Below are 14,927 nucleotides of genomic sequence, written 5' to 3'. Positions count from 1 at the left end.
GTCCGACGCGCTGCGGCGTCCCGCGCGGGCACCCGGTCCTGCCCGTGCGGGCGGCCGTCGGGGCACGACCGGGCACCGGCGCGCCACGAGGATGGGGACGACCACGCCGTGCGGGCGGGGCGATCGGCGGTGGACGTGGAGCCCAGGAAGGTCGTGCGCGTCGCACGCGTGGCCCGTCGCCGCACCGACGTCCTCGACGCCGCCGACGCACCTCCCGCTGCCGACGCGCGGCACCGCCTCCTGGAGGTGCAGCGCAGCGCGGGCAACCGGGTCGTGACGAAGGCCGTGCAGCGCGCTCCCGTCGACACCGCCGCCGCGCAGGTCGTCGGCCCGCCCGCGGTGCGGATGCTGCGGCGCGGGCACACGGGCGAGGACGTCCGCCACGCGCAGGACCGCCTCAACGCGCACGGCGCCGCGCCACCGCTCGTGACGGACGGGATCTTCGGGCCCCTCACGCAGGCCGCGACGACGCAGTACCAGCGGACCCACGGGCTGTCGCCCGACGCGGTGATCGGCCCCCGCACGTCGGCGTCGCTCGAGGGCCCGACCGACGTCGGCGGCAGCAGCGGCCAGGCCGCGCCGCGTCCGACCGGGCCCGCGCCGGGCGCGGTGCTCCGGTACGACACGAGCGCGTACACGATCACGCCACCGTCGAGCGGGACGACGCTCGCGACGCTGCGGGCCGCGGTCCAGGCCGCGCAGGGAGCGACGCCGCCGCAGCTCGGGCCGACCGTCCACGTCCAGGGCGTCACGCCGGGCAGCCAGGCGGAGCTGCACCTGTGGAACGTGCTCGTGCAGATGGGCCAGCGGACCCGGTGGGGGACCGAGGCGGACATCGTCACGCGCATCGGGCCCGCGCCGACGCGTCCGCCCGGCCCGGCACCCGTCGGCCGCGTGACCGTGCGGATCGACGGGCAGGGCAACGCCGTGGTGACGCTCGTCGCCGCCGGGCCCGTCCCGGTGGCGCCCGCGTTCGCGGACCGGGCCGCTGCCGACGCCGCGCTGCTGGCGCTCGGCTTCGCGTCCGTGCGCGACGGCAGCGCGTCGTGGACGCTGCCGCAGCTCGCGAAGGTGCACGCCGCGATCGCCGCCGTCCCCGCGGCCGACCGGGCCGCGCTCGCGGGCGTCGACCTCGTGCGTGAGCGGACCCTGACCAACGCCGCCGGCGAGCCGCTCGCGGGCCTGTTCTCGCACCGCGCCGCGCTCGCTGCCGGGGCCACCACCGCGACCCGGTCGGCGTCGCTCAGCATCGCGGACAGCGCCTTCGCGGGCGACGGGCTGTCCTTCATCGGCGACGCGACCCGCAGCGGCCCGGCGAGCGCGCACACCATCGTCCACGAGGTCGGGCACGCGGTGGAGACCAAGGCGCAGCGCGACGCGCAGTTCGCGACGCTGCAGGCCCAGGGTGCGATGAACGCCGAGGTCGCGCGCGTCAACGCGGCGGTCCTGCGGCACAACGCCGCAGGCCCCGCCGCCTTCGCCGCGGCCCGCCGCTGGACCCGCGCGCAGCAGGGCCAGGCGCGTGCGTTCCTCGCGACCGTCCGCACGACGAGCACCCGCGTCAACGCCGTCGCGCAGAACGACGACCCTGACCGCAACGCCGCGCGCGAGGCCGCCGCACGGACCGCCGTGCAGCGCCGCGACGCCGCCCGTGCAGCGCTGCCGGCGGGTCATCCGGCCCTGACCGACTTCGCCGCCCTGCTCTCCGCGCAGGACGACTGGCTCACGGCCGCCGTCGCGCGGGCCCAGGCCAACGCGACCGTGCACGCCCGCCGCGCCGACGAGGACGTCGTCACGGGCGGGGGTGGTCGCTCGCAGCGGCTCGACGACTTCGTCGCCGTCGTGAACGCGAACTCCATCCCGCCGCTCACCGAGTACGCGCGCCGGAACTGGCCGGGCCACCCCGAGGAGTTCTTCGCCGAGGCCTACTCGTTCTGGCGCAACGACCGGCAGTACCTGCAGACGAACGCGCCCGCGCTCGTCACCTGGTTCGACGGGGGAGGGCACCGACGATGACCCCACGCCTCGTGCTGCTCCCGCTGACGCTCCCGCGGACGTCGCGGCCGTTGCCGTCGTGCGTCGACGACGCCGTGCGCCGGTTCGACGAGGCGTCCGCGGCGTACGGGCGCGGGGCGCACCTCGCCGCGGTCGACGGGTTCGTCGACGCCGCGGACGCGCTGCGGTCGTGCGTGCCCGACGAGGTCGCGCTGCGGACGGTCTGCTGGGCCGACGCGGTCTTCGCGCTCGTCGACGGCGGGCAGGACGAGCGGGCGGCGGCCGTCGTGGCGGGGCTGCCGACGACGGACCCGGGCTGCGCCGCCGCGGTGCGGGACCTCGTGGCGGGAGTCGTCCCCGGGACGTGAGCGGCCGGTGGTGCCGACGGCAGCCGCACCGGAGCGAGCCGGCGTGCGGCGGAGCGCCCGGAACCGGCACCGATGGTCAGCCCTGGCGGCGCACCATCTCCGCGATCCACACCGGCGCGAACGGCGACGTGCAGCCCGGCGGCGTCGGGTAGTCCTTGAGCACCTCGAGGCGCTCACCGATCGCGACGGCGCGAGCCCGGTGCGCCGGGTGGTGGATGCCGATCGTCGCGAGGCACTCGTTCATCGCCCACTGCAGCCGGTCGGGGGCGTCCTTCATCTCGGCCTCGACACGGTCCAGCAGCGCGTCGAGGTCCAGGCCCTCCGGGGTCTTCGCGACGCGCGCGCTCGTGAGCGCCCACCCCGCGCTCGCGACCACGGGGTCCGGGTCGTCGAACCACGCGACGCGCAGGTCCTCGACGTGCGGGCTCTTCTTGACGACGTAGGAGACGAGCCAGTCGTGCACCTTCGGCACGCGGGCCTCACGGAGCATCGTGTCGAGTTCGGCCGCGGAGAACGCCTTCGGGCGGCAGACCAGGAGCGCGACCAGCCGCGCCGCCGTGTCGCCCGTCGCCCACAGCCGGACCGCGAGGTCGTGCTGCGTGCGCAGCTCCTTCGCGACGGCGCGCAGCTTCGTCAGGTTGACGCCGTGGTCGTCGCCGTGGCGCTCGTTCACCGCCCGGATCTTCGGGTCCTCGAGCGCGGCGAGGCGCGCCCGGACCTCCTCCACCGTCGTCGTCGCGGTGTCCGTCACGGGTGCTCCTCGTCGTCCGGCGCGGTCTCCCGCCCAGACTAGGACGGCGACGCGTCCGCGCCCACGACCTCGCCCGTCCGACGTGCGCGCGGGCGTCGACGCACCGCCGCGAGCGTCGCCGCGGCCAGGATGGCGCCCAGCACCGCGCCGATCGTGTTCATCTCCCAGTCCGTCGTGTCGCACGCGCGTCCGAGCGTGGGCGCCAGGGCCTGGACCAGCTCGATCACGACGGAGACCGCCGACGCGCCGAGCGCGACGAGCACCGGCCGGCCCACGAGCAGCGTCACGACGTACGCCGCGGGCAGCAGCAGGGTGATGTTGGCGAGCGTCTCGACGCCCCCGAGCGACGGCCACGCGAGCTGGACGGCGCAGAACGACTGCGCGCGGGCGTCGTCGGGCAGGAGCGTGAGCAGGGGGACGGGCAGGGCGGCGACCACGGCCACGGCGCGCAGGAGGCGGCGTCCTCGCTCACCCGCCCGCAGCAGGAGCCCGCCGAGCACGAGGCAGCCGACGACCACGAGCAGCGCGGCCAGCGGCACGGCCCAGGCGTGCTCGACGAGGAGGGTGGCGATCATCGCCCGACACCGTAGCCCGTCGGCCCGGCGGGTGAAGTGTGACGGCAAGCGCATCCCGATGCGCTCAAATCGTTTCGTGCAGGGTCGATCGTATCGATACGATCAGAGGGCGACGCGACCGGCACCACCCCGACCACCGCGGACGTCCCATTCCCGCCCACTCCGTTCCCGGAGATCGCTGTGCCCAAGGTCCTCACCGCCGGTCGCCCCTGGCGCGTCATCCTCCTCTTCGCCGTCCCCCTGCTCGTCGGCAACGTCGTCCAGCAGCTCTACCAGGCCGCCGACGCGATGGTCGTCGGCCGCGTCCTCGGCGTCGACGCCCTCGCGGCCGTCGGTGCCACCGGCTCCCTGCTGTTCCTCCTGCTCGGCTTCGCCTGGGGCATGACGAACGGCTTCGCCATCCCGACCGCGCAGGCGTTCGGCGCGGGCGACCACCGCGCGGTCCGCCGATCGGTCGCGGCCGGCGCCGTGCTGTCCGCGGCGACCAGCCTCGTGCTGACGGTCGTCGCGCCGCTGCTCGCCGGGCCCGCGCTGCGTCTGCTGCAGACGCCCGAGGAGCTGCTGCCGCAGGCGACGACGTTCGCCGTGATCAGCTTCCTCGGCGCCAGCACGATGATGTTCTTCAACTTCCTGTCGGCCGTCATCCGCGCGATCGGCGACTCCCGCACGCCGCTGGTCTTCCTCACCGTGAGCTGCGTGCTCAACATCGTGCTCGTCGTCGCCGCCGTCGCGTGGCTCGGCTGGGGCGTCGGGGGCGCGGCCGCGTCGACCGTCGTCTCGCAGGGCGTGTCCGTCGCGCTGTGCCTCGACTACGTGCGGCGCCGCGTGCCCGTCCTGCACGTGCACCGCGAGGACTGGCGTGTCACGCGCGACGAGCTCGCGCTGCACCTGCGGCTCGGTCTCCCGATGGGCTTCCAGGCGTCGATCATCGCGATCGGCACGCTCGCCGTGCAGGTCCGGCTCAACGAGCTCGGCTCCGACGCCGTCGCCGCCTACACCACGGGCGCCCGCGTCGACGGTCTCGCGGTCGCGCTGCTCGCGTCGCTCGGCCTCGCGGTGTCGATGTTCGTCGCCCAGAACCTCGGCGGGGGCCGTCCCGACCGCATCCGCCGCGGGGTGATCCAGGGCTGCTGGATGGCGATCGCAGGGTCGCTCGTCCTCGGCGTCGTCCTCGTCGCCGCGGGCGGTCCGATCGTCGCGCTGTTCGTCGGCGAGGGGGAACAGCAGGTCGTCGACATGGCCGCGCACCTGCTGCTCGTCAACGGCGTGCTCTACACCGTGCTCGGCGTGCTGTTCATCCTGCGCGGCGCGCTGCAGGGCCTCGGCCAGACCGTCGTCCCGACGATGACCGGCGTGATCGAGCTCGTCTGCCGCGTCGGCGCGGCCGTCGTGCTGGGGGCCTCCTACGGCTACGACGGCGTCGTGTGGGGCAACCCGCTCGCCTGGATCGGGGCGATCGCGCTGCTCGTGCCTGCGTACCTCGCGGCGCACCGGCGCCTCGCGCTGCAGCCCGTCACCGGCGTCGGCGACGCCCCGACGACTCTCGTGTCCGAGGGGCCGGCCGAGGGGTCGGCGGTCATGGAGTCGGTGGTCGCGGACGTCGACGCGGTGCCGGCGCCGCGCCCGGCCCCCGACGGCTCGGAGCCCGTGGCCGTGGACGCCGAGCAGCGTCCCGTCCCCGCGGGCGAGCGCTGCGCCTGCGACTGAGCGCCTCGCCCTGACGGCACGACGCCCGGCACCCCCAGAGCGTGGGGTGCCGGGCGTCGTCCTTCCCGCCTACACGTCCAGCCGCAGCAGCCCCCGCTGCACGGCCCGGACGAGACGGCGGGGGACCTGGACGGTTCGCCCCTCGACGGTGACCGGCACGAGATCGGGCGTCGCGGCCTTCCACTGCGACCGGCGGGTCCGGGTGCGGGCGCGGCTGAGCCTGCGCTTCGGGACCGCCATCAGCCCTGCCGCGCCTTCCAGCGCGGGTTCCGCTTGTTGATGACGAAGGTCTTGCCGTGCCGGCGCACGACGATCGACCCGTCCTTCTTCTTCAGCGACGCGAGCGACGCGCGGACCTTCATCGGAGCTCCTCGGGGGACGTGGCGGCGGGCCGGCCGTAGCGGCGGCGGAACTTCTCGACGCGGCCCGCGGTGTCCACGACGCGCGCGGTGCCGGTGAAGAAGGGGTGGCTCGCCGACGAGATCTCCACGTCGACGACCGGGTAGGTGTTCCCGTCGGTCCACTCGACCGTCGTCGCCGACGTCGCCGTCGACCGCGTGAGGAACGCGACGTCGGCGGACGCGTCGCGGAAGACGACCGGGTGGTAGTCGGGGTGGATGCCCTGCTTCACGGGTGGTGCTCCTCTCGTCGGGTGCGGCGCCGGGCCGTCACCAGCTGGACGTCGTGACGCCGGGCAGCTCGCCGCGGTGCGCCATCTCCCGCAGCCGGATGCGTGACAGCCCGAACGTCCGGAGGTAGGCACGGGGGCGGCCGTCGACGGCGTCGCGGTTGCGCAGGCGGGTGGGCGAGGCGTCGCGGGGCAGGGCGTGCAGTGCGGCCATGGCGGCGGCGCGCTCGTCAGGCGTGGCGTGCGCGGCGACCGACGCGGCCTTGAGAGCGGCGCGGCGAGCCTCGTACCGGGCGACGACCTCGCGTCGCTGGGCGTCGCGGGCGATCTTGCTGGACCTGGCCATCAGCGCTCCTCGCGGAAGTCGACGTGCCGACGCACGACGGGGTCGAACTTGCGCAGCACGAGCCGCTCGGGGTCGTTGCGGCGGTTCTTGCGGGTCACGTAGGTGAAGCCCGTGCCCGCGGTGGACCGGAGCTTGATGACGGGCCGCAGGTCGGCCCGGCGCGCGCCGCTCATCGCAGCCGCTCCCCGCGGGCGAGCATGCGGGCGACGACGACGTCGATGCCGAGGCGGTCGATCGTCGTGATGCCGCGCGCGGACACGGTGAAGGTCACGCGGCGGCGGAGCGACGGCACGAAGAAGGTGCGGCGCTGGACGTTGGGGTTCCAGCGGCGCTTGGTGCGCCGGTGGGAGTGGGAGACGGCGTGGCCGAACCCGGGGACGGTGCCGAGCACCTGGCAGCGAGCGGACATGGCGGACACCGTAGATAGTGAGAATCATTCCCGTCAACCGTGTACGGTGTGCCGCATGACCGCACCCACGCCGCTCGTCGTCCTCGCGACCGTCGACCCCGTCGTGCGCGACGCGACGGTCTTCGGACTCGTCACCGACCACCCGCGCCTCGTCGTGCTGCGGCACGACATCCTCGACGACGAGGACGGCGGCCGGATCCGCCGCGTCGTCGTCAGCGGGGACGGGGTCTTGGAGGACGTCGAGATCCCGCTCGAGCACGCCTGCCTCAGCTGCGCCGTGCGCGAGGACGCCGTCCCGCACCTCGCACGGCTCGCCCGCGACCCCCGCTGGGACGCCGTCGCGCTCGCCCTGCCCGTCGGCGCCGAGTCGCTGCCCGTCTCGCGTGCCCTCGCGTGGAGCACCCGCCGCGGCGGCGCGCTGCGCGGCGTGCGCGTCGCGAACGTCGTCGCCGCGCTCGACCTCGACGCGTTCGAGGACGACCTGCTCGGCGACGACCTGCTCGCCGAGCGAGGGCTCGCACTCACGCAGGACGACCGGCGCTCCGTCGGGGAGGCCATCGCCGCACAGGTCCAGCACGTCGACACGCTCCTCGTCGGCGGCGACCGCACCGCGCACCCCGTCGCCTCCGACCTGCTCGACCACCTGCGCGCCCCCGACGCCCGACGCGTCGACCGCCTCCACGGCGACCCGCGCGACCTGCTGCGGCACGTGCACGACGTCCAGCGCGCCGACCGTCGCGCCGACCCCCTGCACGTCACCCCCGCCGCCGGCGCGCCGACCGCGCACGGCGTCTGGACCCTCGACCTGCACTCCGGCCGCCCCCTGCACCCCGAGCGGCTCGTCGCCCACGTCGAGCGGCTCGGTGACGTCGCGGCGCGCAGCCGCGGGCGGTTCTGGGTCCCGAGCCGGCCCGACTCCGTGTGCGTGTGGGACGGCGCGGGCGGCCAGCTGTCCGTCGGCGAGCTCGGCACGTGGGGGCGACGGGAGCCCGACACGCGCCTGGTCTTCACGGGCGTCGGTGACTGGGCCGGCGACCTCGTCGACGCGTTCTCCGACGTCCTCATGACCGACACGGAGCACCGCGCGGGCCTGAGGCCCTGGCTGGGCCGTGAGGACGTCCTGGAACCCTGGCTCGGCACCCGCACCCTGGCCTGACCACCGCCCCCACCCGCCGTCATCGGGCGAGTTCGTCAGCTCCAGGCGAGTTCGTCAGGTCGAGCTGACGAACTCGACCGGGCCAGACGAACTCGCGGCGGGCGGCGGGAGGGTGGGGGCGGAGAGGGACGAGAGAGGAGAGGGCGCGGCGGGGTGGGATCAGGGGGGCGGAGGTCAGGGGGCGGAGGTCGGGCCGGGAGGGGCGGGGGTGGGGCCTCGCCGGGCGCCGGGAGGGACGAGGGGGCCGTCAGGGGGCGTCGCCGTCGAGGAGGGTGTCGAAGAAGGCGGACTTGCGGGACTCGTACTGGTCCGGCGCGGTCGTCTCCGCCTCCGTCTTGACGCGGTTGTAGGCCGCGAGGAGCGCCGGGTCGGCGCGCAGGAGCTCCCAGGTGCGGGTGAAGCGCACGTCGTGCTCGGAGCCGACAGGCGTGACCGCGAGGCCCGTGGGCAGGGGAGCGTCGACGGCGAAGGTCGCGAGGGTGTCGCACCAGATCTCGGGGTGCACCACGACGTGGTCGCGCCGCAGCGTCTCGACGACCTGCACGAAGTCGCCGGGCGGCACGCGCAGGTGCAGGTCCACGTCACCGCGGGTCAGGGCGCCGGGGACGCTCGACCCGCCCACCCACAGCAGCTCGCCGGGCACGCCCCGGGCGCGGAGCCGCGCACGCTCGGCGGCCACGACCGCCGTTGCCGCGTCCCGCAGGTCGTCGGCGAAGATCAGCACGTCACCTCCTCGTCCGGTCGTCGTCGGGCGGCCGCGGACCTGCCGCGGGCGGGTCCGGACTCGTCACGCGTCCTGGGCGTCGAGGCGGGCGGCGACGTCGGCCGGGAACCCGCCGGTGGCGATCGGGCCCCAACGGGTCGGGGTGACGCGGATCAGGGACTTGTCCTGCAGGCGCATCGCCGCGCGGTACTCGTCCCAGTCGGGGTGCTCGGCGGCGATGCAGCGGTAGTAGTCGACGAGCGCGTCCTCGGCGTCGGGCATGTGCAGCACCTCGGCGTCGCCGTCGACCTGCACCCACGCACCGCCGAAGTCGTCGGACAGGACGCAGACGGTGACGCGCGGGTCGCGCTCGGCGTTCACCGCCTTGGCGCGGCCGGGGTAGGTCGAGACGACGAGCCGGCCGTGCTCGTCGACGCCGCCGGTCACGGGCGACACCTGCGGCCTGCCGTCGCGGCGCAGCGTGACGAGCAGGAAATGGTGCCGGGGCCGGACGAAGTCGAGCAGCTCGGTCAGGTCGACGGTGCGGGTGGAGGCGACGGTGCGGGCCATGTCCTCACGGTAGGCGCCGGGCGAGCGCGGCGACGTCGTCGAGGCCGGCCCGCAGGTCGCGGGCGAGCGCGTCGACGAGGTCGGCGGACTCCGGCGAGCAGACGACGGCCACGTCGAGGCGGCCGTCGACGGACAGCGCCACGGCGCACGTCGTCACGTTCCCGACGACGGGCACGAGCGGGACGGTCGCGACGAGCGGCAGCCCCAGGAAGCGCACGGGTGCGGGCGGCCCGGGGGCGTGCGTGACGACGGTGCTGATGAGCCGCTGCCGGCGCAGGATCGACGGCAGGACGCCGAGCCGGCGCAGGGCCAGGACGCCGAGGGGGGCGAGCGGCCACGCCCAGGGCCGGACGCGACGCTTGGCGTGCCGGGTGCGGGCCGCGAGCGCGGCGAGGCCGGCGGCGGCGTCGTCGTCGAGCGCGGTCGCGCCGCCGGGCTCGTCGAGCGCGGGCACCGCGACGCGCAGCGTGCCGACGTGGTTGCCGAACCGCGACCCGGGCACGGTGACGGGGACGGACAGCACGACGCGCTCGCCGGGTCCGCCGCGCGCGAGGTCGGCACGCCGGTAGGCCCGGGCCCACGCCCAGAGCAGCGCGTCGTTCACGGTCGCCCCGCAGGTGCGGGCGCCGGCGCGCACGGCGGCCGCGTCGACGCTGACGGGTGCGGCCGCGATGCCGCCGGTCACCTCCCGCAGCAGGGGGCTGCGGCCGGCCCGGCCGGGTCGGCCGCGCCCGTCGGCACCGGTGACGGGCCGGGGGCGTCGGCCGGGGGCGCGCCACGGCGCGTCCGGCGGGGCGTCGGAGAGTGCCGCGACGAGCAGGGTCAGCAGGCTGGGCCCGTTGCCGAGCAGGTGGTGGCTCGTCCAGACGAGGGCGGACCGCTCCGCGGCGAGGTCGACGACGGTGAGCCGCCAGGGCGGGCGGTCGGGCGGCATCGCGGTGCCCAGGTCCGCGACGGCGAGCGCGACGGGGTCGGCGCCGGGTGCGTGCTGCGCGACGACGTGCCGGTCGACGTCGACCGCGCCGGTCTCCCACACGCGCCGCCGCAGCGTGCCGGTCCGCGCCCGCACCCGGGCCGTGAGCCGCGGCTGCTGCGCGACGGCCGCGAGCATGCGGCGGCGCACGTCGTCGACGTCCGGCGCCGGACCGCCGAGCTCCAGCAGCACGGTGATGTGCCGCGGGTTCGGGCCGACGTCGGTCGCGAGCTCCGCGCGGTCGAACACCGTCAGCCGTTCCTTCACCGTGGCAGTCTCCGCGCACCCGACGGTGCCCGGCAGGTCCGAACGTCCCGCGGCGCGGCCGCCCGGCGGTCGCACGAGGGCGGCGCGTCCGGGTGCGCGTCCGCCGTGGGTGCCACGCGGCTGTGCCATGGCGAGACTGCAGACCCCCGACGGACGTCCCGGGCGCGACGTACCGGCTCGAGAGCTCGACTGGGACCACGGCGACGTCGCCGAGGCGTGGTACCGGATGGGCGAGCCGCTCGACCTCACGCGCGACCAGGAGGCACGGCTGCGCGCGACCGCCGACGACCTCCTGCGTCGGGAGCTGACGGTGTCCGACGACGGCGTGCTCGAGATCGACCTCGAGCTGCCGCCGTGGGCCGTCGTGTCCCTGAGCCGCGCCCGCTGACCTCGGAGCGGCCGCGCCGCGTGTCTGTCGCCGGTGCGCAGGATCGTCATCACGGTGCCGGGGCGCCCGCCCCGGCGGCACCCGGCACCCGGGTGCACCCTGGTCCCACGACGACACCGGAGGTCGCCATGCGGTACACGATCCTGCTGCACTACCCGGAGATGAGCCCCGAGACCCTCGGCGACGAGGGCTGGGCGGAGGGCGAGCGCGCGTTCACGGCGTACGCGGCGACGCTCCAGGCGGCGGGCGTGCTCGTCGGCGCGGAGGTTCTGCAGCCCTCGACGAGCACGACGACCCTGCGCACGGTCGACGGCACCCTGCAGGTGCAGGACGGTCCGTTCGCCGACACGAAGGAGCAGCTCGGCGGCACGTTCGTCGTCGACGTGCCCGACCTGGACGCGGCGCTCGCGTGGGCGCGGCAGGCGCCGTCGGTGGAGTGGGGCCCGGTCGAGGTGCGGCCGGGCGCGATGTTCACCGTCGACGGCGTCTGGACGCCGAACGCGTGACCGAGCGGGCGCGGGCGGCGGCCGAGCATGCCGCCCGCGACTCGTACGGCCGGCTGCTGGCGCTGCTGGCGGCCCGGTGCGGCGACGTGGCGCTCGCGGAGGACGCGCTCGCGGACGCGTTCGAGCAGGCGCTGCGCCGTTGGCCGGGCGCGGGCGTGCCGGCGAACCCCGATGCGTGGCTCCTGACGGTGGCGCGCAACCGGGTCCGCGACGTGTGGCGGTCGGCGGCGCACCGCCGCTCGGTCCCGCTGCCGGAGGACTCCCCGCTCGGCGGCGCGGGGCCGTGGGACCGCGCCGGGGCCGGCACGCGGGACGCCTTCGCCGTGGACCCGTTCGCGGACGTCGACCCGCTCGCGATCCCGGACCGCCGCCTCGCGCTGCTGTTCGTGTGCGCGCACCCGGCGGTCGCGGCGGACGTCCGCACGCCGCTCATGCTGCAGACGGTGCTCGGTCTCGACTCGGCCCGCGTGGCGCGGGTGTTCGCGGTGGCGCCCGGGACGATGCAGCAGCGGCTGGTGCGGGCCAAGCGGCGCATCGCGGCGGCGCGGATCCCGTTCGTCGTGCCGGACCGTGCCGCGATGGCGGAGCGTCTGCCGCCCGTGCTGGAGGCGGTGTACGGGTGCGCGGCGATCACGTGGCGCGAGGGCGGCGCCGACCTGGCGGGGGAGGCGCAGCACCTGGCCGTGACGCTCGCGACGCTGCTGCAGGACGAGGCGGAGGCGTGGGCGCTCGCGTCGCTCGTCACGCTGTCGCTCGCGCGGCGGCGGCCGGGGCCGTTCGTGCCGCTCGACGAGCAGGACCCGGCCGACTGGGACGAGCGGCTGCTGGCCGACGGAGAGGCGTTCCTGCGGCGTGCCGAGCGTCCGGGGCCGCCGGGACGGTTCCGGCTCGAGGCCGCGATCCAGGCGGTGCACGCGGACCGGCGGCGCACGGGCCGCACCGACTGGGCGGCGCTGCGCACGCTGTACGTCGCGCTCGACGCCGTGGCCCCGAGCCTGGGGTCGCGCGTCGCCCTCGCCGCGGTGGTGGGGCGGCTCGACGGGGCCGAGGTGGGGCTCGCGGCGCTGCCGCCCGCGCCGGTGCCGGCGTTCCAGCCCTGGTGGGCGGCGCGCGCGGACCTGCTGGCGCGTGCGGGTCGTGACGACGAGGCGGCCGTGGCGTTCGCGCGGGCGGCAGAGCTCGCGGACGACGTGCCGGTCCGCGAGCACCTGCTGCGCCGGGCGGCGCAGGCGCTCGCGGGCGGTGGGGGAGCGGCCCCGACGGCGCAGGCGGGAGCGGCTGCGGACCCGACGGGTGCCGGCGGTCGCGGGGACGCGGGTGGTTGACCTGTCAACGATTACTTGCCGGTCAGTCAGCATTGCCGTTACGGTCTGCGCCGGACGGACAGGTCGCCCCCGCGTGCGCAAGGACGTGACACGTGTCAGCGGGTGACGCCGACTCCGGCCCGTCCGCTCGCCGACCGGTTCTCAGGAGGCACGATGCACGCACGCCTACGCACTGCGACCCCCATCCCCGCACGACGCCGACGCGCAGCGGCCGCCGCGCTCGGCGCCGCGACGCTCGTCGCGGCCGGACTCGTCGCCTCGTCGCCCGCGGCCCCCGCGGAGGCCGCCGTGGGTGACATCGTCTGGGCGCAGGAGTTCGACGGCGCGTCCGGGAGCGCGCCCGACAGCAGCGTCTGGAGCTACGACACCGGTGCAGGCGGCTGGGGCAACGCCGAGCTGCAGAGCTACACCACGTCCCGCAGCAACTCCGCGCTCGACGGCCAGGGCAACCTCGTCATCACGGCGCGTCGCGAGGCCGACGGCTCGTACACGTCCGCCCGTCTGCAGAGCAACGACAAGGTCGAGCTGAAGTACGGCCGCGTCGAGGCCCGCATCCAGATCCCGCGCGGACAGGGCATCTGGCCCGCGTTCTGGATGCTCGGCGCCGACTTCCCGCAGACGTCGTGGCCGTCCTCCGGGGAGATCGACGTCATGGAGAACGTCGGCAAGGAGCCCCACCGCATCTACGGCACCGTGCACGGGCCCGGCTACTCCGGCGGCAGCGGCATCTCCGGGATGTACCAGCACCCGCAGGGCTGGTCGTTCGCCGACACCTTCCACACCTACGCCGTCGACTGGAAGCCCGGGTCGATCACCTGGTCCGTCGACGGCAACGTCTACCACCAGGTCACGACCTCGCGGGTCGGCAGCAACCCGTGGGTGTTCGACAAGCCGTACTTCCTCATCCTCAACGTCGCGGTCGGCGGCCAGTGGCCCGGCTACCCCGACGCCACGACCCAGCTCCCTCAGCAGATGAAGGTCGACTACGTCCGTGTCTACGACAACGGGTCGGGCGGCGGAGGGGGTGGCGGGGGCCTGCCGACCGGCACCGGGACCGTCAAGCTCGCGAACAGCCTGTGCCTCGACGTGCCGTGGGCGCAGACCCACGACGGCAACCCGATCCAGGTCGTGAACTGCAACGGCAACGCCGCCCAGCAGTGGACGCGGGGCTCGGACGGCACGATCCGTGCGCTCGGCAAGTGCCTCGACGTGAGCAACAGCGGGAAGACGAACGGCACCGTCGTGCAGCTGTGGACCTGCAACGGCACCGGCGCGCAGCGCTGGACGTACGACTCCGGGACGCGGGCGCTGAAGAACCCGCAGTCCGGCCGGTGCCTCGACGGCGTGGGCGGCCTGCCCGTCCACGACGGCCAGCGCGTCCAGATCTGGGACTGCAACACCCAGGCCAACCAGCAGTGGTACCTCTGACCCGATGAGCACCGCGGGGTGCGGGCGGCCGACGGGCGGCCCGCACCCCGCGGCACGGGTCGCGCGGTCCGACGGGGACGCGCCGGACGTGCGCGGCCTCGCGGTCAGCGCGACGGGCGGACGACGTCCTCCCACCGGTCGACGGGCCACAGGTCGTCGAGGTCGAGCGCGGCCGCCTGCGCGACGAGCCCCGCCACCACCGGGTCCTCCAGCCCCGCGGGCCCCTCGTGGGCCGTGACGTAGTCCGCGAGGAACGCCCCCAGCACGGCTCCCGGCACGCCCGGCGTCGCGTCGAGGCGCAGCAGCAGCATCCCCTCGACGCGCGGCGCCCCCGGGCTCAGCGACGGCTGCACGTAGGGCAGCGGGACCAGCCGTGCACCGTGCCGCCCGTAGAACCGCAGGCGCGCGACCGGGTCGCCCTGCGTCGCGTCGGCCGGCCACGCGCGCGGGTCGTCGACCTCGGCGAGCACGAGCGCCCCCGGCGACGCGGCGGCCCAGCGCGGCAGCACCTCCCCGACGAGGCGCGCGCCGAGACCGAGCCCCCGCGTGGACGGGTCCACGGCGAGGTACGTGAGCAGCAGCGCGCGCCGGTCCGCGTACCAGCCGCCGAGCATGAGCGCGACGGGCCGGCCGCCCTGCAGCACCACCACGGACGGCTGCGCCTGGGGACCGGTGAACGCCGCGCGCACCTCGTCGAGCGTCATGAGCTCCTCGGGGCGGAACGTCGGCGCGAGCAGCCGGTCGTACACCTCGCGGACCTCCTCGGGCGTGAGGTCCGCGAGCGTCAGGTCCTGGAGCGCCGTCACGTGGTCGTCGGTCACCCCTCGATCCT

General features: G+C 75.9%; 20 protein-coding genes. 8 read left to right on the top strand and 12 right to left on the bottom strand.

Features of this window, described 5'->3' with window-relative positions; translation table 11 throughout:
- The first annotated feature begins 135 nt into the window (after positions 1-135).
- A complete protein-coding gene (locus CELF_RS20960) occupies positions 136-2,016 on the top strand; it encodes a peptidoglycan-binding protein (protein WP_169317640.1) in 1,881 nt (626 codons plus the stop codon).
- Positions 2,013-2,363: a hypothetical protein gene (locus tag CELF_RS15790; protein ID WP_013772268.1), complete on the top strand. Its 351-nt coding sequence runs from the start codon at positions 2,013-2,015 to the stop codon at positions 2,361-2,363. The genes CELF_RS20960 and CELF_RS15790 overlap by 4 nt, the downstream gene beginning before the upstream one ends.
- A gap of 76 nt (positions 2,364-2,439) precedes the next feature.
- Here CELF_RS15790 and CELF_RS15785 read toward each other — a convergent pair whose 3' ends face one another.
- Both CELF_RS15785 and CELF_RS15780 read right to left on the bottom strand, forming a co-directional pair.
- Positions 2,440-3,114: a DNA alkylation repair protein gene (locus CELF_RS15785; protein ID WP_013772267.1), complete on the bottom strand. Its 675-nt coding sequence runs from the start codon at positions 3,112-3,114 to the stop codon at positions 2,440-2,442.
- Between the two features lie 38 nt (positions 3,115-3,152).
- Positions 3,153-3,689, bottom strand: a complete 537-nt coding sequence (locus tag CELF_RS15780) for a VanZ family protein (RefSeq protein ID WP_013772266.1) — start codon at positions 3,687-3,689, stop codon at positions 3,153-3,155.
- Between the two features lie 180 nt (positions 3,690-3,869).
- Between CELF_RS15780 and CELF_RS15775 the strand changes: the two genes are divergently transcribed.
- Positions 3,870-5,396 carry an MATE family efflux transporter gene (locus CELF_RS15775; RefSeq protein ID WP_013772265.1) on the top strand — a complete coding sequence of 509 codons (1,527 nt, stop codon included), beginning with the start codon at positions 3,870-3,872 and terminating at the stop codon, positions 5,394-5,396.
- A gap of 69 nt (positions 5,397-5,465) precedes the next feature.
- Here CELF_RS15775 and rpmF read toward each other — a convergent pair whose 3' ends face one another.
- Genes rpmF through rpmB form a run of 6 tightly spaced genes read right to left on the bottom strand, consistent with a single transcriptional unit; the run spans position 5,466 to position 6,779 of the window.
- Positions 5,466-5,636, bottom strand: coding sequence for a 50S ribosomal protein L32 (gene rpmF / locus CELF_RS15770; RefSeq protein WP_013772264.1), 171 nt, complete (start codon positions 5,634-5,636; stop codon positions 5,466-5,468).
- Complete coding sequence (ykgO, locus tag CELF_RS15765; protein ID WP_013115415.1) at positions 5,636-5,758, bottom strand: type B 50S ribosomal protein L36; 123 nt, start codon at positions 5,756-5,758, stop codon at positions 5,636-5,638. The genes rpmF and ykgO overlap by 1 nt, the downstream gene beginning before the upstream one ends.
- Positions 5,755-6,027, bottom strand: coding sequence for a type B 50S ribosomal protein L31 (locus tag CELF_RS15760; RefSeq protein WP_013772263.1), 273 nt, complete (start codon positions 6,025-6,027; stop codon positions 5,755-5,757). The genes ykgO and CELF_RS15760 overlap by 4 nt, the downstream gene beginning before the upstream one ends.
- A 37-nt stretch (positions 6,028-6,064) precedes the next feature.
- Complete coding sequence (gene rpsN / locus CELF_RS15755; protein WP_013772262.1) at positions 6,065-6,370, bottom strand: 30S ribosomal protein S14; 306 nt, start codon at positions 6,368-6,370, stop codon at positions 6,065-6,067.
- On the bottom strand, positions 6,370-6,543 hold the full coding sequence (gene rpmG / locus CELF_RS15750) for a 50S ribosomal protein L33 (RefSeq protein ID WP_013772261.1): 174 nt from the start codon (positions 6,541-6,543) through the stop codon (positions 6,370-6,372). Before rpmG ends, rpsN begins: the two co-directional genes overlap by 1 nt.
- Positions 6,540-6,779: a 50S ribosomal protein L28 gene (gene rpmB / locus CELF_RS15745; RefSeq protein WP_013772260.1), complete on the bottom strand. Its 240-nt coding sequence runs from the start codon at positions 6,777-6,779 to the stop codon at positions 6,540-6,542. The genes rpmG and rpmB overlap by 4 nt, the downstream gene beginning before the upstream one ends.
- A gap of 55 nt (positions 6,780-6,834) precedes the next feature.
- On the opposite strand from rpmB, the gene CELF_RS15740 reads away from it, so the two are divergent.
- Positions 6,835-7,935: a GTP-binding protein gene (locus CELF_RS15740; protein WP_013772259.1), complete on the top strand. Its 1,101-nt coding sequence runs from the start codon at positions 6,835-6,837 to the stop codon at positions 7,933-7,935.
- 247 nt (positions 7,936-8,182) lie between these two features.
- On the opposite strand, the gene CELF_RS15735 is transcribed toward CELF_RS15740, so the two are convergent.
- The 3 genes from CELF_RS15735 to CELF_RS15725 form a co-directional block, all read right to left on the bottom strand.
- On the bottom strand, positions 8,183-8,659 hold the full coding sequence (locus CELF_RS15735) for a GrpB family protein (RefSeq protein ID WP_013772258.1): 477 nt from the start codon (positions 8,657-8,659) through the stop codon (positions 8,183-8,185).
- A 63-nt stretch (positions 8,660-8,722) separates the two neighbouring features.
- The gene (locus CELF_RS15730; RefSeq protein WP_013772257.1) at positions 8,723-9,208 is read right to left on the bottom strand and encodes a PPOX class F420-dependent oxidoreductase; all 486 of its coding nucleotides are present in this window, start codon (positions 9,206-9,208) and stop codon (positions 8,723-8,725) included.
- A gap of 4 nt (positions 9,209-9,212) precedes the next feature.
- A complete protein-coding gene (locus CELF_RS15725) occupies positions 9,213-10,448 on the bottom strand; it encodes a wax ester/triacylglycerol synthase domain-containing protein (protein ID WP_013772256.1) in 1,236 nt (411 codons plus the stop codon).
- 127 nt (positions 10,449-10,575) lie between these two features.
- Between CELF_RS15725 and CELF_RS20215 the strand changes: the two genes are divergently transcribed.
- The 4 genes from CELF_RS20215 (at position 10,576) to CELF_RS15705 (ending at position 14,095) form a co-directional block, all read left to right on the top strand.
- A complete protein-coding gene (locus CELF_RS20215; protein WP_041553573.1) occupies positions 10,576-10,836 on the top strand; it encodes a hypothetical protein in 261 nt (86 codons plus the stop codon).
- 128 nt (positions 10,837-10,964) lie between these two features.
- Positions 10,965-11,342 (top strand): YciI family protein, encoded by a 378-nt coding sequence (locus tag CELF_RS15715; RefSeq protein ID WP_013772255.1) that lies wholly within the window; start codon positions 10,965-10,967, stop codon positions 11,340-11,342.
- Positions 11,339-12,667: an RNA polymerase sigma factor gene (locus CELF_RS15710; protein ID WP_013772254.1), complete on the top strand. Its 1,329-nt coding sequence runs from the start codon at positions 11,339-11,341 to the stop codon at positions 12,665-12,667. Before CELF_RS15715 ends, CELF_RS15710 begins: the two co-directional genes overlap by 4 nt.
- A gap of 153 nt (positions 12,668-12,820) precedes the next feature.
- Positions 12,821-14,095 (top strand): glycoside hydrolase family 16 protein, encoded by a 1,275-nt coding sequence (locus CELF_RS15705; RefSeq protein WP_013772253.1) that lies wholly within the window; start codon positions 12,821-12,823, stop codon positions 14,093-14,095.
- A gap of 104 nt (positions 14,096-14,199) precedes the next feature.
- Here CELF_RS15705 and CELF_RS20210 read toward each other — a convergent pair whose 3' ends face one another.
- Positions 14,200-14,916 carry a GNAT family N-acetyltransferase gene (locus CELF_RS20210; protein ID WP_013772252.1) on the bottom strand — a complete coding sequence of 239 codons (717 nt, stop codon included), beginning with the start codon at positions 14,914-14,916 and terminating at the stop codon, positions 14,200-14,202.
- Between the last annotated feature and the right edge of the window lie 11 nt (positions 14,917-14,927).

Origin of the sequence: Cellulomonas fimi ATCC 484 (genome assembly GCF_000212695.1) — a bacterium.
In the GTDB taxonomy this organism is placed as follows: Bacteria; Actinomycetota; Actinomycetes; order Actinomycetales; family Cellulomonadaceae; genus Cellulomonas; species Cellulomonas fimi.
Note: the sequence above shows the minus strand (reverse complement) of the source record. Positions and strands in the feature narration are given on the sequence as shown.